We start from the raw sequence: 17315 nt of genomic DNA on the forward strand, positions 1-17315 counted from the left end.
TCATGCACAGGCTTTTGCGGGGCGAAGTCCTCATGTTCGGCGCCTTCGCCGTGGCGGCCGCGGTCGCGATCCTGCTGGTCATGCCCCCCATGACCACACCCGTGTCCGCGCAGTGGACGGTGCTGCCCTCCGGCCCGCTCGGGCCGGCGGACCACGACCTCCTGGTCAAGGTACGCCAGGCGGGCCTGTGGGAGATCCCCGTCGGCCGATGGACCGCGGAGCGCGCGGAGTCCCAGCGGGTCAAGGAGGTCGGGGAGCATCTGGTGGAGGACCACACCAAACTGGACGCGGTCACCCGCCAGTACGCCGCCCGGCTCGGCGTGGCCCTGCCGGACGAGCCCAGCCCTGAACAGCAGAGCTGGATGGCCCAACTGGCCGCCGAGAGCGGCCCCGCCTTCGACCGGGACTTCGCCAACCTGCTGCGTGCCGCCCACGGCAAGGTCTTCTCCGTCGTCGCGGGCGTACGAGCGGGCACCCGCAACAGCGAGATCAGGAAGTTCAGCCAGCACGCGGTGAACGTCGTCATGAAACACATGACGCTGCTCGAGTCGACCGGGCTGGTCGACTACGACCAGCTCCCCGAGCCCCCGACTCCATCGGCCACTCCACCCGCCCCCGCGGCGGTCGATCCTAGGAGACAACCATGAGCAGTTCCAGACGCATGGCCGCGGCCGTGTCCGCCCTGGCCGTCGTGGCCGGCGGGCTGGTGTCCGCGGCCGTCATCGGCGTCGGTCCGGCACTTGCGGATCACTGCGACCCGGCCGAGGCCACCGCCTCGCCCACGCAGTCCCAGCAGCGGCAACAGCAGCGGCGCGGGCAGGAGACGCAGGCTCCGGACGGCCAGGACGACCAGTCCAGCCAGGCACCCGACGGCCAGGACGGTGGCGACCAGCGACAGCAGGACGACCAGCAGCAGAACACGGGTCAGGAGAACACGGGTCAGGAGAACACGGGTCAGGAGAACACGGGTCAGGAGAACACGGGTCAGGAGAACACCGGGCAGCAGGATTCGGGCGGCGGCGCCCTCGAACCCGCCCCGCAGCCCGAGGAGGAGGCGCAGGAGCAGGCGCCGGCCGAGTCCGCGCAGCCGTTCTCCCGCCGGCGGAACACGCCGACGCCGAGCCCGACAGCCAGCCGGCAGCCCACCGGACAGCCCACCGGACAGCCGACGCGGACCGCCACCTCGTCACCGTCCCCGACCGACCCCGGCGAGGACGAGGAGCACAACGAGTGCGCCGACCTCGGCCCGTTCGTGACCGACTTCATCGACATCCGCCAGGTCCCGCCGTCCAACCAGCTCGACAGCCGCCGCGGCCGGAACGGCTCCCGGGGCACGTTCGTCTCGTCCTGCGGCACCAACCGCAACGGGCACAACAACCCGGACAACTTCATCGTCGCCCCCGGCGTGAGCAACGGGGCGCACCACCTGCACGACTACGTGGGCAACCTGTCGACGGACGCGTTCTCGACCGACGAGAGCCTGGCCGCCGCCGGCACCACCTGCCGGCTCGGCGACAGGTCGACCTACTTCTGGCCGGTGCTGCGCGACCGCAAGGTGGACGTCAACACCGAGGACCCGGACGGCAACGTCGGCCAGGTGCTCCGGCCCCGCTCCGTGACGCTCCAGTTCAGGGGCAACGCGACCAGCCGGGTGAGCGCGATGCCGAGGTTCCTGCGGATCATCACCGGTGACGCCAAGGCCGCCACGAACGGCGGGGCCAACGCCCGCGCCGCGTGGACGTGCACCGGCTTCAACAACCGGATTACTACCAAATACCCGCTCTGCCCGCGCGGCAGCCAGGTCGCCCGTATTCTGGACTTCCCCAGTTGCTGGGACGGTCAGAACACCGACAGCGCCAACCACCGCACGCACATCGTCTTCCCAGGCGAGGGTGGCGCCTGCCCGCAGGGCACCAGAGCGGTTCCGCAACTCCGGATGACACTCACCTACACGGTGCCCCAGGGTCCGTCATACGCCCTGGACGCATTCCCCGAACAACTTCACAACCCGGTCACCGACCACGCCGACTTCGCCAACGTCATGCCCGACAGGCTGATGTCCTTCGTGGTCAACTGCATCAACAGGGGCCGCCGCTGCTGATATTTGGCCAGGCCCCTTCCCCCGAACCGCACCGGTCCCGCCTGCCCACACCACCCTCCCGCCGCACCGGCGCCCGAGCCCGCCCCCCTGGGCTCGGCCGAGACGGCCGGGCCCCCGTCCCGAGGGGCCCGGCCCGACGGCTCGCCGGAGGCGGCGGTCCGGCAGGCGGGACCGGACGGGCGAAGCCGGTCGGGCGCGGAGCGAGACCAGCCCCGACCCTCCCGAGTCGCACCCTCACCCGACCTTGGAGGGAAACGAAACCGATGCTCCACAGACGACACCCCCTGCACGCCCCGACGAAGCTGGACAGGCGCAACGTCCGGCTCGGGGTGAGCGCCTCGATCGCGGCCCTGCTGTTGTCGGCGTTCGCGCTGACCTTGACCAACAGCGGTATGTCGCTGCTCGGCCGCGGAGTGGGTTTCCTCGAGTTCTACGCGGGCGTGTTCGCGCTCGTGCTGCTGACCGCGACAGTCGCGCTCGGCCTGCTCACCACCGAGAAGGTCTTTCTCTCCCCCGCCAACCGGGTCCGGGCGCAACTCGCGCACCGGGCCACCGCCGCGATCGGCCTGGCGTACCTCGCCACGCACGTGACGCTCATGATCAGTCTCGGGCACGTGCCGCCGGCCGCGGCCGTGCTCCCGGTGGCGGGGATCTGGATCGGGTTCGGCACGCTGGCCGCCGACATGATGGTTCTGATCATCATCACGGGCGTCGTCCGCGGGCGGTTCGCCGTCACGGGCAGACCCTGGGTCTGGCGGATCCTGCACGCCGGGTCCTACCTCGCCTGGCCGGTGGCGATCCTGCACGGCCTGACCGCAGGCAGGCCGGCCGCGGGCTGGGTGACCTGGTCGTACGTGGCGTGCCTGGTGGCGGTCGGCTCGGCCCTGCTCGTCCGCGTGCTCGCCACGCTGCGCAGGCCGCCCGCCATGCCGGAGCCCGTCGATCTGCTCGAGGTCGACGACTCGCCGATCGAACGCCCGGAAGAGATCAATGCTCCAGTGAGCCTCGACGCCGCCCGGCGCAAGTTCCGGGAGGCGGGTTGACCCTCCACCTCGACATCCAGGAACAGACATGATCCCGCACAAGGCACCGAGCGTCTTACGCCTGGGTCCCGCCCGGCTGACCGCCGGGCTCGACCACACCCGGCGGCTGGACCTGCCCGCCCACCGCACCCTGCACGGCCAGCCCGTCGCGCAGGACGTCGGCACCCTCATCGCCCTGGTCAACGAGGTGGACATGCGCGGCAGAGGCGGGGCGGCGTTCCCGTTCGGCCGCAAGCTGCGGGCGGTGGCCGACGCGGCCGGCGCCAAGGAGAGCGTGGTGCTGGTCAACGGCGCCGAGGGCGAGCCGGCCAGCTCGAAGGACGCCATGCTGCTCGTCCGCACCCCGCACCAGGTGCTCGACGGCGCGATCCTCGCGGCCGAGGCGCTGAACGCCCGCGAGGTGGTCGTCGCGACCGTCGCGGGCGAGTTGGCCGAGGCGTCGATCTCCGCCGCTGTGGCCGAACGGCGGGCCGCCAACGTCGCGGGCGCCAAGGAGAGCCACCTCCGGATCCGGGTGGTCGGCCTGCAGGAGAGGTTCATCTCCGGCGAGGGCGGCGCGCTCGTCCGCGCCGTGAACGGCGAGGAGGCGGTGCCTCCCGGCCGCAAGCGCCGCGCCAGCACGAGCGGCGTGAACGGGCTGCCGACGCTGCTGTCCAACACCGAGACGTACGCGCAGCTCGCCCTGCTCGCCGAGCTGGGACCGCAGAAGTACGCCGAGGTCGGCACGAGCAGGGAGCCCGGCACCGTGCTGCTCAGCGTGAGCGGCGGTGCCGCGACCAACGCGATCGTGGAGGCGCCGACCGGCACCATGCTGGCCGACGTGCTCGACCTGTGCGACGCGGAGCCCGGCGACGGCGTGCTGATCGGCGGCTATCACGGCGCGTTCCTGAGCCCGGAGACGGCCGTCTCGGCGGTGATCTCGCGCGAGGGCATGAAGAAGGCCGGCGGCGAGCTGGGCGCCGGGATCGTGGTGCCGCTCGGGGCGAACACCTGCCCGCTGGGTGAGGCGGCCCGGGTCACCGCCTACCTGGCCGCGCAGTCGTCCGGTCAGTGCGGGCCGTGCCGGCTCGGCCTGCCGGACATCGCCCGGCAGATGCTCGCGCTCACCGACGGCAGCGGCTCGCAGGACGCCATCCGGCGTTCCGTCCGGGCCGTCGAGCGTCGCGGCGCCTGCTTCCATCCGGACGGCACGGCCAGGTTCGTGCTGTCGGCGTTGGAGGCGTTCGAGGCCGACATCGCGCTGCACCGCGACTACGGGTCGTGCGGCAGGCCGGTGCGCGGCGTGCTGCCGCTGCCCGAGCGGGAGGAGGAGCCGGAGTATCGCCTGGAGGTCGACTGGACCCGCTGCCAGGGCCACGGCCTGTGCGCGCACCTGCTGCCGGAGTTCGTCACCCTGGACGACTACGGCTTCCCGTCCTTCAACACCGTGCCCGGCTGGATGGTCAAGGAGGCACGGCGGGCGGTCGACATGTGCCCCGCGCTGGCCCTTCGCCTGGGCGAGGCCGTGATGGCGAAGACGGGCTGACCACCGCCGCTGGGCGGGCCGGGCCGTTTCACTCGGCCTGCCGCTGTTCCTCCAGACCGAACAGCGGCAGGCAGGGCTCCAGGCCGTGGATCCGAACGCCGTCCAGCGGCTTCCAGTCCGTACGGGCGAGGCGGAACCGCCGCATGACCGCCGGTTCGCCCCGGCGGACGTGGCGTGTGACGCCGTCGTCGCGGTAGCCGAGCTTCGCGGTCACCGCGAGCGAGGCGGGGTTGTCCACGAACGCCTCCGTCGTGGCGTACTCGGCGCCCAGCCCCGCGAAGGCCAGGTGCAGCATGGCCGCGCGCATCTCGGTGCCGATGCCGCGCCCCTGGAAGCGCCGGCCCACCCAGGACCCCGACCCGACCTCACGCAGGACGGGGAAGTCGGTCGCCGAGAACCCCTGGGTGCCCACGATCCGGCCCTCGTGGACGGCCACCAGGTCGATGGACCAGGCGGCCGGCGCGAACTCGGCCCACTGCCGGAAGTGGTACTGGACGGTGCTCCTGGCCCGCTCCGCCGGCCCGGCGTCGGTCCACGGGAACAGGAAGGGCATGGTCTCCTCGTCGTGCACGCCCTCGGCCGCCCGCTCTCCCAGCTCGTCGAGGTCCGCGAGCGAGGGGTAGCGCAGCTCCAGCCTCGGCGTGGTCACGGACAGCTCGAACAACGGCCAGTTACGCATACCGCATCGTTTCACCGCCGCTCAGCGGGACGCCTCTCCTTTTCCGGGTCGGCGATGCGTTGCAGCCACTCGGTGAGCAGACCGCGCTCGGCGGCCGACAACGGCAGACCGACGCCCGGCGGCTCAGGCGAGCCGGGCGACCCGGATGGCCCAGGCGGGCCCGGCGGCGCCGCCAACGCGGCCAGCAGGCTGATCGCGCCGCGCGCCGGCGAGCCGGTGGCCTCGGCCGGCTCCGGCTCGCCCGACGCGGAAGTCGTCACGGCGGCCAGCACGGCTTCGCGGGTGAGCGGCGACAACTCGGGATCGCGGTGCCGGGGCTCGGTGGCGATCAGGGTGAGCGTGACCCCGCAGCCGGCCGAGTGGATCATCTGGGCGGCCCGCTCCACAGGCACCCGCAGCAGGCCCGCCTCGGCGACGCGGTGGACGAGCCCGCGCAGGATGGCGGCGGCCTCGCGCGCCGCGGGCGGCTCGGCGCCGGGGCGGGCCTGGCCGTACATCAGCGTGTAGTAGGCGGGGTTGGCGACGCCGAACTCGACGTGCAGATCCCAGCCGTGGCGCAGGTCGCGCAGGGGGTCGTCGCTCGGCCGCCGGGCGGTCTTGGCCGTCAGGTAGGTGGCGAAGCCGTGGCTCGCGACCGCGTCGAGCAGCCCTTGCTTGTCGCCGAACAGCCGGTAGATGGTCGGCGCCTGGACCCCGGCGGCGGCGCACACCGAACGGGTGGACACGGCCTCCCTGCCGCCCTCGGTCAGCAGGTCGGCGGCCGCCGCCACGATCCGCTCCCTGGCCGTCCGCTCACTCATGCTATCGACGATAACAGAAACTTGTTAGCGTCGTTGACGTTAGCGTTGCTAGTGTGTAAGTGTTAGCGACCTGAACGACATCGACCGGGGAGCGGACACCATGAGCACTCAGGACAGCGAGCGGGACCGGCGCGTGGCGATCGTGACCGGCGGATCGGGCGGCATCGGCCGGGCGGTCGCCGAGCGCCTGGCGGCCGACGGCCAGTCCGTGGTCATCGTCTACGCGGGCAACAAGGCGACCGCCGGCGAGGTGGTCGACGCGATCACCGCGTCAGGCGGCTCGGCGATCGCCGTGCAGGCCGACGTGGCCGACGAGCAGTCGGTCGAGCAGGCCTTCGAGGCGGCCGAGCGGGAGTTCGGCGGGGTCGACGTGGTCGTCAACGCGGCCGGCATCATGCTCCTCGCCCCGCTGGCCGAGATGGATCTCGCCGACTTCGACCGCATGCACCGCACCAACGTCCGCGGCACCTTCGTCGTCGCACAGCAGGCCGCCCGCCGGGTGCGCAGCGGCGGAGCGATCATCAACTTCTCCACCTCCGTGACGAAGCTCGCCCTGCCCACCTACTCCGCCTACGCGGCGAGCAAGGCGGCGGTCGACGGGATCAGCCTGGTGCTCGCCAAGGAGCTGCGCGGCCGTGACATCACGGTCAACGCCGTGGCGCCCGGCCCCACGGCCACGCCTCTCTTCCTGCGCGGCAAGGACGAAGAGACCATCGACCGGATGGCCCACCTGACCCCGCTGGAGCGCCTCGGCCGGCCCGAGGACACCGCCGAGGTCGTCTCCTTCCTGGCCGGCCCGGCGCGCTGGGTCAACGGCCAGACCCTCTACGCCAACGGCGGCCTCGCCTGACGGCGCCGGCTCAACGCACCGCCACGATCTCCCCGCCGGCCTGGCCGCCCATCGCATCGGCGGTCTCACCGCCGGTCTCTGAGGCCGGAGGCGGCAGGCAGGCTTGGCGGCGGTATCTGCCGGGGGCGATGCCGTAGTGGCGCTTGAAGGCGTTGGCGAAGGCGAACTCCGAGCCGTAGCCGACGCGCGCCGCCACCTCCGCCTGCGAGGCGTCCGACTCCTGCAGGATGCGACCGGCGATCGCCAGCCGCCACCAGGTCAGGTAGGCCATCGGCGACTGCCCGACCAGGGTCGTGAAGCGCCGCGAGAAGGCCGCCCGGGACAGGCCCGCCAGGTCGGCCAGGGACGGCAGTGTCCACGGGCGCGCGGGGTCGCCGTGGACGGCGTCGAGGACGGTGCTGATCGCGGGATCGGCCAGGGCCGCGGCCCAGCCGCCGACCTGGCACTGTCGGGGGCCTGTGTCATACCAGGCCCGCAGGATGTAGAGCAGCAGCGTGTCGAGCAGTGACGACACCACGGTGTCGGCGCCCAGGCGGGGGTTGGCGATCTCGCTGCCCAGCAGCTCGACCGCGGCGCGGAGCTCAGGGCGGTGGCCGAGGTGGGCCGGCAGGTGGATCATCTCCGGCAAGTCGCGGAGGATCGGGTGGCTCCGGCTCGGATCGAGTTGGTAGCCGCCACAGAGCATGACCGTGGCCGCGCCGGGGCCGGGGAAGGACGCCGAGGAGAACAGGCTCGCCTCGGCCCCGGGATCGCAGACGGACTCGGGGAGCGGGGTCGCCGGGCTGTCGGCCATCGCGTAGCCGTCGCCGTGGGGGAAGAACAGCACGTCGCCGACGTTGACCGGGATCGGATCACCGGCGGGCGGGATGAGCCAGCAGGACCCCTGGAGGATGACCTGGAAGCCCGCCGAACCGGGCGCCGAGGGGAATCGCTGCCCCCAGGGGGCATGCCACTCGACCCGCGCGGAGCGGGGGCATCCGGTGCGCACGATGGCCATCACGTCACTGAGCAAGTCCACGCCGCGAGTCTATCCCGCGAGACGTTCACGTATAAAGAGCAGACATCAGCGCATTGGTTATCTCTCGCACGCCTCCTACGGTTGACCAGCGAAGGAGGTTCCACATGAGCGTGGCTCAGGTGACAGGGGCGACCGGCAGGGCCGGTCGCCAGGTGATGCGTGCGGCGCGGATCCACGAGTACGGCGAGGCGTCGGTGATCCGCTACGACGAGGTGCCGAGACCGCGGCCGGGGCCCGGCGAGGTGCTCATCGAGGTGGCGGCCACCTCGTTCAACCCGTCGGAGGTGGGCCTGCGGCTCGGACTGCTCGACGGGGTGCTGCCCGTGACGCTGCCGCACACGCTGGGCTGCGACGTCTCGGGCACGGTCGTCGAGACCGGCGCGGGCGTCACGGAGTTCGCCCCCGGTGACCGGGTGATCGGCCTGGTGGACGGCGCGGCGGCGGAGTACACGGTGGCTTCGGCGAGCGTGCTGGCCAGGGCGCCCGAGACGATCCCGCTGGAAGCCGCCGCCGCCGTCCCCGTCGCCGGGCTCACCGCCTGGCAGGCCGTCTTCGTGCACGCCCGCGTCACCGCCGGCCAGCGGGTGCTGGTCAACGGCGCGGGCGGCGGGATCGGCCTGTTCGCCGTCCAGCTGGCGAAACGGGCGGGCGCCACGGTGATCGCCACCGCGAGCCCCCGCAGCCACGACGCGGTGCGCGCGCTGGGCGCCGACGAGGTGGTCGACTACACCCGGGACCCCTTGCCCGGCGGGATGGACGTGGTCCTGAACCTCGCCGGGATCACCCCGGAGGCGGCGCACGAGCTGGCCGCCCTGGCGCGGCCGGACGGCGTGATCGTCACCGTCGCCACCCCGATCGACTCTCCGCGGGCCATCCATTTCGTCACCCGCAACGATCCCGGGCAGCTCGCCGAGCTCGTGGCCCTGATCGACGCCGGGCGGCTCACCGTCGAGATCGCCGAGTCGCACCCGCTGACCGGCCTGCACGACATCCACCTCCGGGCGGAGTCCGGCCAGACCCGCGGCAAGATCATCATCATTCCGAAAGGCACGCCATGACCCGGATCGCCATCATCATCGGCAGCACCCGCCCCGTCCGCAACGGCGAGGCCGTCGCCGGCTGGGTGCACGACCTGGCCGTCAAGCGAGGTGACGCCGACTACGAGCTGGTCGACCTGAAGGACTACGACCTGCCCCACCTGGACGAGAGCCTGCCGGCCGCGGCGGGCGTGTACGAGCACGAGCACACCAGGGCGTGGGCGGAGCGGATCGCGTCCTTCGACGGCTTCGTGTTCGTCACACCGGAGTACAACTCCTCGACCTCGGGCGTGCTGAAGAACGCGATCGACTTCCTCTTCTCCGAGTGGGCCGACAAGGCCGCCGGGTTCGTCGGCTACGGCGTCGACGGCGGGGTGCGGGCGGCCGAGCACCTCAGGCAGATGCTCGGCCGGGTCAAGGTCGCCGACGTGTCGGCCCAGGTCGCGTTGTCCCTCTTCACCGACTTCGAGGAGATGACGGTGTTCAAGCCGGCGGCCCGCCATGAGGACGCGGTCACCGCGATGCTGGACCAGGTCGTCTCCTGGAGCGAGGCGCTCCGGCCGCTCAGAGTGTGAAGCTCAAGGTGTGACCCTCAGGGGGTGAAGTGGCGCAGCACCTCGGGGTTGGCCATGGCGTCGGGGTTGGCCGCCTGCTCGACGGGGGTGCCGAGGAGGATCTTGCGGACCGGCACCTCGAGCTTCTTGCCCGACAGGGTGCGCGGGATGCCGGGCACCGCGCGGATCTCGTTGGGCACGTGCCGGGGTGACAGCTCCTCGCGCAACGCCGCGCACAGGGCACCGGTCAGCGTCTCGGTGAGCTCGGCGCCCTCGGCGAGCGTCACGTAGAGCAGCAGCCGTCCCTCCTGGCCGAGCTGCCCGGTGTCGATCACCAGGCTGTCGGTGATCTCCTCGAACCGCTCGACCACGCGGTAGAACTCGCTGGTGCCCATCCGGACGCCGCCCCGGTTCAGTGTCGAGTCGGAGCGGCCGTAGATCACGCAGCTGCCGTCTTCGTTGATCTTGATCCAGTCACCGTGCCGCCACACGCCGGGGTAGACGTCGAAGTAGCTCTCGCGGTAGCGCTCGCCGGACGGGTCGTTCCAGAACATCACCGGCATCGAGGGCATCGGCGAGGTGATCACCAGCTCGCCGACCTCCCCCACGACCGGCCTGCCCTCGATGTCGTACGACTCCACCCGGGCCCCCAGCGAACGGCACGGGATGATCCCCGCCCGGATCGGATGCAGCACGGTCGCGCCGACGAACCCGGTGCACACGTCGGTGCCGCCGGAGAACGACCCGAGCGGGACCCCGGGCAGCTCCTCGGCCACCCAGGAGAACCCCTCCGGCGGCAGCGGCGACCCGGTGGAGCCGAGGCCCCGGAGCCGGTCGAGGCCCTCGGGGTGGATGCCGGCCTTCAGCGAGGCCATGACGTACGGCGCGCCGACCCCGAAGTAGGTCACCCGCTCGGAGGCGGCGATGCGCCACAGCACGGCGGCCGACGGGTAGGCGGCCGAGCCGTCGTAGAGCACGGGGGTGGCGCCCACCAGCAGGGCGCCGATGAGGTAGTTCCACATCATCCAGCCCGTGGTGGTGTACCAGAAGAACACGTCCCCCTCACCCAGGTCCTGGTGGAAGGAGAGCGACTTGAGGTGCTCCAGCACGATGCCGCCGTGCCCGTGCACGATCGGCTTGGGCAGCCCGGTCGTCCCGCTGGAGTAGAGGATCCACAGCGGGTGGTCGAACGGCACCCGCTCGAACTCCAGCGGCCCGGACTCGGCCCGCAGCCCCTCCCAGCCGATCACCTCGCCGTGCGGCAGGGCGTCGGTGTGGGCGGGAGCGGGCTCGGCCCGCTGCGGGGGCCGGCCGTCCCCGGCCGCGGCCAGGTAGGGGATCCACACGGTGGCGCGGAGCGAGGGCAGCTCGGCGGCGATCTCCTTCACCGCCGCCGAGCGGTCGTAGCCCTTGCCGTTGTAGTGGTAGCCATCGACCGCGATCAGCACCTTGGGCTCGATCTGCCGGAACCGGTCGACGATGCTCGGCACGCCGAAGTCGGGCGATCCGGCCGACCAGATCGCGCCCAGGGAGGCGGTGGCCAGGAAGGCGATCAGCGCCTGCGGGATGTTCGGCAGATAGCCGGCGACCCGGTCGCCGCGCCCGACGCCGAGGCGCACCAGGCCGGCTCTGACGCGGGCGACCTCCTCGCGCAGCTCGGCGCGGGACATCTCCTGCCGGCCGCCGTCCTCGGAGACGAACACCAGCGCGGTGCCGTCCTCATGGCGCAGCGCGTTCTCGGCGTAGTTGAGGCTGCTTCCGGCGAACCAGGTGGCGTCAGGCATCGTCCCGGTGATGACGGGCCCGGCACCACGTTCGCCGATCACCCTGAAGTAGTCCCAGATGGACGTCCAGAACTCCGCCGGACTGTCGACGGACCACTGCCACACCTCGTCATAGCCGGCCCCTGACCGTCCCAGCGACTCCAGGTAGCGGGTCAGCCTGGCGCCCGCGACGACGTCATCGGCCGGTTCCCAGAGAAGTGCACCTTCAACAACCATGTGTCCCATCCTGTCGCTGGTCCTGACGAAAGTCATACCTGTCGTCCCCCCCAACGCGCTACCTGGTTCGCCCGCGGTCCCGCCCTCAAATTCGGCCCGGGAGCGCGTCAACGGCGCAGGTGGTCCACCGCCATCCGCGCGGCCGTGCCGATCACCGCGTCGGCGCGCGGCTGGTTGACCGCGGGGCTGAACGAGCGGGTGAAGACCGCGACCGCGTAGCGGCCCCCGTCGGGGTACTCGACCACGCCCGCCTCGTTGCGCAGCGTCGGTAGCGTGCCGGTCTTGCCGCTGACCTCGACGTCGTCGTACGGGAAGCCGGAGGCCAGCCGGTGCGGCCAGACCTGCAGGTTGAGGACGGTGCGCATCCAGGCGCACGACTCGGCGGAGGCGGCCTCGTCGCGCCAGATCAGCCCGAACAGCGCGGCCGTCTCGCGCGGCGTGCTGCGGTTGGTGTGCCGCGGGTCGAGCACCCGCAGCCGGGCGATCTCCTCCACATCGAGGTAGGGCCAGCCGTGCCCGATGTCGTCGGTCATGCTCTGGTAGAGGCCCCTGGCCGTGTGCGCGACGTGCGTGCCGTGCAGCCCGAACCCGGCCAGCATCGCGTTGACCGCGTCGAGCCCGACCACGCCGGCCAGCACGTCGGCCGCGGTGTTGTCGCTCACCGCGATCATCAGATAGGCCAGGTCGCGCAGTGACATCGTGACGTCGTCGAGCATGACAGAGACACCGGTGGGCCCGAAGGCGCGCTCGGCGGCCCCCACGGTCACCCGCGAGGCGGGGTCGAGCAGCCCGGCGTCCGCCTGCCGGCAGAGCTCGACCAGCAGCGGCACCTTGAAGACCGACGCGGTCGGCACCGGCTCGTCGGACCCGTGCCCCACCTCCCGGCCGGTGTCGAGGTCGGCGGCGTGCAGCCAGCCCGTCACACCCGCCGCGCGGAACAGCCCGTCGAAGTCGCTCATGCCAGCGACCCCGGCCGCCGGCTGACCCGCCGCGCGGGCGTCGCGCCCTCGTCCGCCATCCCGGCGCGCTCCTTCAGAGTACGTACGGCCACCGCCGAGAAGCCGGTGACCGCGTCCGTCGCCGCCCGCCAGGCCGTGGAGAACCGAAGGGCGATCGGCGAGCCTAGCAGCGGTCGCCAGGCCAGTCCCGGCACCTCCTCCCGGGGCCCGAAGGCGACCGCGGCGCCCGCGAGCACCAGCCCCAGCCCGGCGCCCTCGTGCACCTGGGCGGGCACGTAGCCGTGGCGGCGGCACTCGACCAGCACCTCGGCGTGCAGCCCAGGCTCCCCTTCCCGGGGCGGCAGCAGCAACTCCTGCCCGGCCAGGTCGGCCAGGTGCAGCTCGCGTACGCTCCCGAGAGGGTGGTCGGCGGCCAGCAGCACGCCCTGGGGCTGCGCCAGCATCGGGCCGAAGTGCAGGCCGGGCGCCGTGACGGGGTGCCGGACGATTCCGACGTCGATCGTGCCGTCCGTGAGCGCGGCCACCTGGTCGGCCGTCCAGATCTCGGCGGGCGCGAGCCGTACCTGGGGCCGGGTCTCGCGGAAGCCGGCGACCAGAGCGGCGATGACGGCGGCGGCCAGGTCGGGCGGGACCCCGACCTTGAGCACGGAGTCCTCGCCGTGGCGGGCGAGCTCGTGCAGCCGGTCGACTCGGATCACGATCTCGCGGGCCTCGGTGAGCAGCAGCCGGCCCGCCCCGGTCAGCCGGACCTGACGGGCGGAACGGTCGAAGAGCCGCACGCCGAGCTCCTGCTCCAAGCGCTTGATCCGCTGGCTGAGCGGCGGCTGGGCGATGCCGAGCCGGATCGCGGCGTTGCCGAAGTGGAGTTCCTCCGCCACCACGATGAAGTAGCGAAGGTGCCGGACAAGGTCCACAGCCAGCAACTATAGCCAGATTTAGATCGATGAAGTCCTCATATCAGTATTGGACACCGATAAGGCACCTCTGCTCTCCTCTCCTCCATGGCACCACAAAGGGGGACAATGTACGCACATCTCAAGGAGGAGGCCCCTCCTCCGAGACGACGGCGCAAGGGGCGCTGGATCACCGCCGCCATCCTCGTGCCCGTGCTCGCCGCCGGGGGGACGTTCTGGGCGCTGCGCACGACCGGCTCGCCCGAGGAGACCGCCGACCGCTACCTCACGGCCTGGTCCGCTGAGGACTACCTGGCGATGCGCGAGCTGGTGGCCGATCCGCCCGCCGACTTCGAACGACTGCACCGGCTCTTCCGCAAGGACCTCAAGCTCACCCAGGCCACCTTCCACCGGCCCAGGCCCGGCGGGATCTTCCCGGCGAGCGCCGAGGACAGGGGCGGCGAGGTGAGCTTCCACGCCACGCTGATCGGCCCCAAGGACTGGGAGTACGACGGACGGCTCAAGCTCGTCGAGCGCGACGGCGGCTGGAAGGTCGCCTGGACCCCGGCCGCCATCAACCCGCTGCTCAAGCGGGGCCGGTCACTGCGGGTGGTCACTGTGAAAAGACAGCCGCTCCCCGTGCTGGCCGCCGACGGCAGCCGCATCGACACCCCCGACGCTCCCGGCTCCGTGCAGCAACTCGTCGAAGGGCTCAAGCAGACCTACCCCGACAGGTTCGGCACGACGGACAGCGCCAGGATCGACCTCTATCAGGGCGACGAGCAGGTCAAGACCGTGGTCGAGGCGAGCGAGAGCCTGCCGCTGCCCACCACGATCGACCTCAAGGTGCACCGCGCCGGCGCCGCCGCCCTGGAGGACGCCGGCAAGCCCGCCTCGCTGGTCGCGCTGCGCCCGTCGACCGGCGAGATCCTGTCGGTGGTCAACAGGCCCGGCGGGTTCAACCGGGCGCTGCTCGGCAAGTATCCGCCCGGCTCGACGTTCAAGGTCGTCACGGCCTCCGCGCTGGTCGCCGGCGGCCTGGAGCCGGACCGGAAGGTCAGCTGCCCCGCCGAGCAGAACATCGGCGGCTTCCCCTTCCACAACGCCGGTTTCAAGGACTACGGCACGCTGGCCTTCCGCGACGCGTTCGCGCACTCGTGCAACACGACGTTCGGCGCGATGGCGGTGGACGACCTGGGCAAGGGCCGGCTCGCCGAGGTGGCCGGCAGCTTCGGCTTCGGCGCCGCGATCACGCCGGGCGTGCCGGCCGTGCGCGCGGAGTTCCCGGCCCCGAAGGACGCCACCGACCTGGCCTCCGCCTCGATCGGGCAGGGCAGGGTGCTGGCCAGCCCGCTGAACATGGCCTCGGTCGCCGCCGCCATCGCCGACGGCGCCTGGCGCCCGCCCCGCCTCGTCGCCGAGGAGCTGGTGCCCGACCACACGCTGCGCCCACGCCCACTGGAGGACGCCGTGGTGCGCGCGCTGCGCCGGCTCATGCCCGCCGTCGTCACCGACGGCACCGCCCACGCCGTACGCTTCCCCTCCGGCACGGCCGGCAAGACCGGCACGGCGGAGTACGGCTCGGGCAAGGAGCCGCCCGCGCACTCGTGGTTCATCGGCTACCGGGGCGACCTGGCGTTCGCGGTCATCGTGGAGGGCGGCGGCGCGGGCTCGGCCGTGGCGGCTCCGATCGCGGCCCGCTTCCTCAACGCCCTCGACTGACCGGCCCGCCGCCGCACGACCGGCCCGCTGCCTCAGGACGCCGGGCTGCCCGGCCTGCCGCCGCGCGATCGGCCCGCTGCCTCAGGACGCCGGGCTGACCGGCCCGCGCGCCACCACCGGCGAGGTGAGGCCCGCGACGGCGGCCACCACCTCCGAGGCGTTGGACAGGTCGGGCAGCACCACGTCGGCCCCGGCGGCGCGCAGCTCGGCCTCCATCGACCGGCCCGAGGCCACCCCGATCATCGCGGCGCCGCCGATCTTGGCGGCCTGTACGTCACGCGCCGAGTCGCCGATGACGACCGTGTTGGCCGCGGTGAACGGGGTGCCGAGCCGCGCCTTGGCCCGCCCCTGGGCGACCTGCAGCAGCGTCGCCTTGGGATAGACCTCCTCGCCGTAGCCGCCGAGCTCGAAGTCGATGTACTTGTCGAGCCCGAACGCCTGGAGCTTGAGCACGGCGTTGCCCTTGATGGTGCCGGTGAGCACCGTCTGCACCACGCCGTCGAGCCGGGCCACGGCCTTGAGCGCGTCTCTGGCCCCCGGCAGGGCGCGGCCCTCCTTGGGCAGCCGCTTGCGCCGGTCGGCGAACGCCGAGGCCAGGGCGGAGATGAACGCGGGCAGGTGGCCGTCCTCGGCCACGATGCCGTTGACGGCGAGAGTCTCGAAGATGATCTCGGAATCCGGCCGGCCCAGCGGGGGCACCAGCTTGACCAGCGGGCGCCCGGTCACGGCCCGGAACGCCTCGGCGTAGGCGTCTCGGGTGACGATGGCGACGTCGACCAGGGTCAGATCGATGTTCCAGAGCACTAGACGGTTGATGGCAGCCTCCTGAGGGGTGCTGCAAGAGTAGGGCCTGCCGCGGGGCTAGGGCTGCCGACCAGGCGGATCAGGCATGGTCGAGCGCCTGGGCCAGGGTGTCGACGACCGGCAGGCCGGTGCCCTCCAGCTCGGCCCGCGTGGTCATGCCGCCTGTATAGAGGACCGCCCGGGCGCCCACGTGCCGGGCCGCCAGCCCGTCGTCCACGCTGTCGCCGATCACCAGGACCTCGTCCGGCTCGACCTCCAGCGCCTGGATGTGGGCGGTCATGTGGGCGGCCTTCTCGCCGCCGGTCAGCCCGACCAGCCCGTCGACCCGGGTGAAGTGGCGGGTGATGCCGAAGGAGTCGACCGTCGGGACCAGGTGGGCGTGCGGAGCCATGGAGCAGAGCGACTGGGTGCCCGTCCAGCTGGTGAGCGTGAGCTCGGCGTCGGCGGCCAGCCCGCAGGCGACGGCCAGCCGGAAGTAGTGGTCGTGGAAGCCGGTGTCGAGCAGCTCCCACTCGCCTTCGTTCAGCGGGCGGCCCAGCAGCCGCTCGTAGGCGAGCCAGATGGGCCGCGTGTAGACCGCGCGGAACCCGTCGGCGTCGAGCGGGGGCAGCTCGTAGGACCTGAAAACCTCGTTGGTGGCTCCCACCACGGCGTCGATGTCGTGGAAGAGGGTGCCGTTCCAATCCCAGATGATGTGCTTTGTCATGTCCCGGACAGCCTAGCCGTCGGGCCCGACATTTCGCGGGACGACGGAGCCGCGACCTTCGGCTCGACTCCCTCACCGATCCGGCTTGCCGCGGCCGGCGGCAGGCGCCGATCCAGTCAGGAGCCGAGGAGGTCGGGGATCTCCTGGGTGGCGTACCACATGAGCTCGTGCGCCTCGGCGCCGTCGACCGTGAAGCGGGCGTCGTCATCACCCTGGTCGGCGGCGGGCAGCGCGGCGATCGCGGCCTCGACGTCGCCGGTCGCCTGGAGGTCGTCGACGTGCACCGCGGCGACCTTGGCCAGCGGCACCCCGTCTCCGACGCGTACCCTGCCCCGGTCCTCCAGATCGGTGCCCGCCGACAGGGCGGCGTCGGGCACCTCGGCCACGACCACCACCCGGCGGGGCGCCGTGGCGCCCCCGTCGGCGGCCAGCATGCGCAGCGAGGCGCGGGCGGCCTCGGTGAGGGCCACGTATTCGAGCTCCTCGGCGTCACCCGAGGCGTACCACTCGGTCAGCGCGGGCGTCACCGCGTAGCCGGTCAGCGGAGCCGGGCCCAGCTCCCCCGACTCGACCGCTCGGGCCAGCTCGGGGAGTGTGCAGGGCAGGTAGACGCGCATCAGAAAC

General features: G+C 72.3%; 17 protein-coding genes. 8 read left to right on the top strand and 9 right to left on the bottom strand.

Going from position 1 to position 17315, the window contains the following annotated elements; translation table 11 throughout:
* The first annotated feature begins 2 nt into the window (after positions 1-2).
* The 4 genes from AC5L3X_RS10595 to AC5L3X_RS10610 all read left to right on the top strand — a co-directional run bounded on the left by AC5L3X_RS10595 (position 3) and on the right by AC5L3X_RS10610 (position 4669).
* Positions 3-647, top strand: coding sequence for a DUF4142 domain-containing protein (locus AC5L3X_RS10595; RefSeq protein ID WP_189126705.1), 645 nt, complete (start codon positions 3-5; stop codon positions 645-647).
* Positions 644-2101 carry a DUF1996 domain-containing protein gene (locus tag AC5L3X_RS10600; RefSeq protein ID WP_494856667.1) on the top strand — a complete coding sequence of 486 codons (1458 nt, stop codon included), beginning with the start codon at positions 644-646 and terminating at the stop codon, positions 2099-2101. Before AC5L3X_RS10595 ends, AC5L3X_RS10600 begins: the two co-directional genes overlap by 4 nt.
* A 263-nt stretch (positions 2102-2364) precedes the next feature.
* Positions 2365-3144, top strand: coding sequence for a hypothetical protein (locus tag AC5L3X_RS10605; protein WP_494856669.1), 780 nt, complete (start codon positions 2365-2367; stop codon positions 3142-3144).
* Between the two features lie 28 nt (positions 3145-3172).
* On the top strand, positions 3173-4669 hold the full coding sequence (locus tag AC5L3X_RS10610) for a ferredoxin (protein WP_494856670.1): 1497 nt from the start codon (positions 3173-3175) through the stop codon (positions 4667-4669).
* A gap of 28 nt (positions 4670-4697) precedes the next feature.
* On the opposite strand, the gene AC5L3X_RS10615 is transcribed toward AC5L3X_RS10610, so the two are convergent.
* A complete protein-coding gene (locus AC5L3X_RS10615) occupies positions 4698-5348 on the bottom strand; it encodes a GNAT family N-acetyltransferase (RefSeq protein WP_494856672.1) in 651 nt (216 codons plus the stop codon).
* A gap of 11 nt (positions 5349-5359) precedes the next feature.
* A complete protein-coding gene (locus AC5L3X_RS10620; protein WP_494856674.1) occupies positions 5360-6148 on the bottom strand; it encodes a TetR/AcrR family transcriptional regulator in 789 nt (262 codons plus the stop codon).
* A 100-nt stretch (positions 6149-6248) separates the two neighbouring features.
* Here AC5L3X_RS10620 and AC5L3X_RS10625 point away from each other — a divergent pair, with 100 nt between their 5' ends.
* Positions 6249-6998 (top strand): SDR family oxidoreductase, encoded by a 750-nt coding sequence (locus AC5L3X_RS10625; protein WP_494856676.1) that lies wholly within the window; start codon positions 6249-6251, stop codon positions 6996-6998.
* A gap of 10 nt (positions 6999-7008) precedes the next feature.
* Here AC5L3X_RS10625 and AC5L3X_RS10630 read toward each other — a convergent pair whose 3' ends face one another.
* Positions 7009-8016 carry an AraC family transcriptional regulator gene (locus AC5L3X_RS10630; protein WP_494856677.1) on the bottom strand — a complete coding sequence of 336 codons (1008 nt, stop codon included), beginning with the start codon at positions 8014-8016 and terminating at the stop codon, positions 7009-7011.
* A 104-nt stretch (positions 8017-8120) separates the two neighbouring features.
* On the opposite strand from AC5L3X_RS10630, the gene AC5L3X_RS10635 reads away from it, so the two are divergent.
* Both AC5L3X_RS10635 and AC5L3X_RS10640 read left to right on the top strand, forming a co-directional pair.
* Positions 8121-9074, top strand: coding sequence for an NADP-dependent oxidoreductase (locus AC5L3X_RS10635; protein ID WP_494856678.1), 954 nt, complete (start codon positions 8121-8123; stop codon positions 9072-9074).
* Positions 9071-9628: an NADPH-dependent FMN reductase gene (locus tag AC5L3X_RS10640; RefSeq protein WP_189126713.1), complete on the top strand. Its 558-nt coding sequence runs from the start codon at positions 9071-9073 to the stop codon at positions 9626-9628. Before AC5L3X_RS10635 ends, AC5L3X_RS10640 begins: the two co-directional genes overlap by 4 nt.
* Before the next feature lie 17 nt (positions 9629-9645).
* Here AC5L3X_RS10640 and AC5L3X_RS10645 read toward each other — a convergent pair whose 3' ends face one another.
* From AC5L3X_RS10645 to AC5L3X_RS10655, 3 genes are all read right to left on the bottom strand, one after another.
* Complete coding sequence (locus AC5L3X_RS10645; protein ID WP_494856679.1) at positions 9646-11607, bottom strand: acetoacetate--CoA ligase; 1962 nt, start codon at positions 11605-11607, stop codon at positions 9646-9648.
* A gap of 107 nt (positions 11608-11714) precedes the next feature.
* Positions 11715-12566, bottom strand: coding sequence for a serine hydrolase (locus tag AC5L3X_RS10650; protein WP_494856681.1), 852 nt, complete (start codon positions 12564-12566; stop codon positions 11715-11717).
* Positions 12563-13480: a LysR substrate-binding domain-containing protein gene (locus AC5L3X_RS10655; RefSeq protein WP_494856682.1), complete on the bottom strand. Its 918-nt coding sequence runs from the start codon at positions 13478-13480 to the stop codon at positions 12563-12565. Before AC5L3X_RS10655 ends, AC5L3X_RS10650 begins: the two co-directional genes overlap by 4 nt.
* A gap of 108 nt (positions 13481-13588) precedes the next feature.
* On the opposite strand from AC5L3X_RS10655, the gene AC5L3X_RS10660 reads away from it, so the two are divergent.
* Positions 13589-15181 (top strand): penicillin-binding transpeptidase domain-containing protein, encoded by a 1593-nt coding sequence (locus AC5L3X_RS10660; protein WP_494856683.1) that lies wholly within the window; start codon positions 13589-13591, stop codon positions 15179-15181.
* A gap of 81 nt (positions 15182-15262) precedes the next feature.
* Here the strand turns inward: AC5L3X_RS10660 and AC5L3X_RS10665 are convergent, their stop codons facing one another.
* From AC5L3X_RS10665 to AC5L3X_RS10675, 3 genes are all read right to left on the bottom strand, one after another.
* Entirely contained in the window at positions 15263-15985 is a 723-nt protein-coding gene (locus AC5L3X_RS10665) for an HAD family hydrolase (RefSeq protein ID WP_494856685.1), read from the bottom strand.
* A 79-nt stretch (positions 15986-16064) separates the two neighbouring features.
* The gene (locus AC5L3X_RS10670) at positions 16065-16691 is read right to left on the bottom strand and encodes an HAD family hydrolase (protein WP_494856687.1); all 627 of its coding nucleotides are present in this window, start codon (positions 16689-16691) and stop codon (positions 16065-16067) included.
* Positions 16692-16807: 116 nt separating this feature from the next.
* A complete protein-coding gene (locus AC5L3X_RS10675; protein ID WP_189126720.1) occupies positions 16808-17308 on the bottom strand; it encodes a DUF6912 family protein in 501 nt (166 codons plus the stop codon).
* Between the last annotated feature and the right edge of the window lie 7 nt (positions 17309-17315).

This window comes from Nonomuraea sp. CX421 (assembly GCF_059358955.1).

Coding starts and splice junctions, on each gene's coding strand:
- AC5L3X_RS10625 (WP_494856676.1), top strand. CDS start 6,249: ATGAGCACTCAGGACAGCGAGCGGGACCGGCGCGTGGCGATCGTGACC.
- AC5L3X_RS10620 (WP_494856674.1), bottom strand. CDS start 6,148: ATGAGTGAGCGGACGGCCAGGGAGCGGATCGTGGCGGCGGCCGCCGAC.
- AC5L3X_RS10635 (WP_494856678.1), top strand. CDS start 8,121: ATGAGCGTGGCTCAGGTGACAGGGGCGACCGGCAGGGCCGGTCGCCAG.
- AC5L3X_RS10595 (WP_189126705.1), top strand. CDS start 3: ATGCACAGGCTTTTGCGGGGCGAAGTCCTCATGTTCGGCGCCTTCGCC.
- AC5L3X_RS10600 (WP_494856667.1), top strand. CDS start 644: ATGAGCAGTTCCAGACGCATGGCCGCGGCCGTGTCCGCCCTGGCCGTC.
- AC5L3X_RS10660 (WP_494856683.1), top strand. CDS start 13,589: ATGTACGCACATCTCAAGGAGGAGGCCCCTCCTCCGAGACGACGGCGC.
- AC5L3X_RS10650 (WP_494856681.1), bottom strand. CDS start 12,566: ATGAGCGACTTCGACGGGCTGTTCCGCGCGGCGGGTGTGACGGGCTGG.
- AC5L3X_RS10615 (WP_494856672.1), bottom strand. CDS start 5,348: ATGCGTAACTGGCCGTTGTTCGAGCTGTCCGTGACCACGCCGAGGCTG.
- AC5L3X_RS10670 (WP_494856687.1), bottom strand. CDS start 16,691: ATGACAAAGCACATCATCTGGGATTGGAACGGCACCCTCTTCCACGAC.
- AC5L3X_RS10610 (WP_494856670.1), top strand. CDS start 3,173: ATGATCCCGCACAAGGCACCGAGCGTCTTACGCCTGGGTCCCGCCCGG.
- AC5L3X_RS10640 (WP_189126713.1), top strand. CDS start 9,071: ATGACCCGGATCGCCATCATCATCGGCAGCACCCGCCCCGTCCGCAAC.
- AC5L3X_RS10675 (WP_189126720.1), bottom strand. CDS start 17,308: ATGCGCGTCTACCTGCCCTGCACACTCCCCGAGCTGGCCCGAGCGGTC.
- AC5L3X_RS10605 (WP_494856669.1), top strand. CDS start 2,365: ATGCTCCACAGACGACACCCCCTGCACGCCCCGACGAAGCTGGACAGG.
- AC5L3X_RS10645 (WP_494856679.1), bottom strand. CDS start 11,607: ATGGTTGTTGAAGGTGCACTTCTCTGGGAACCGGCCGATGACGTCGTC.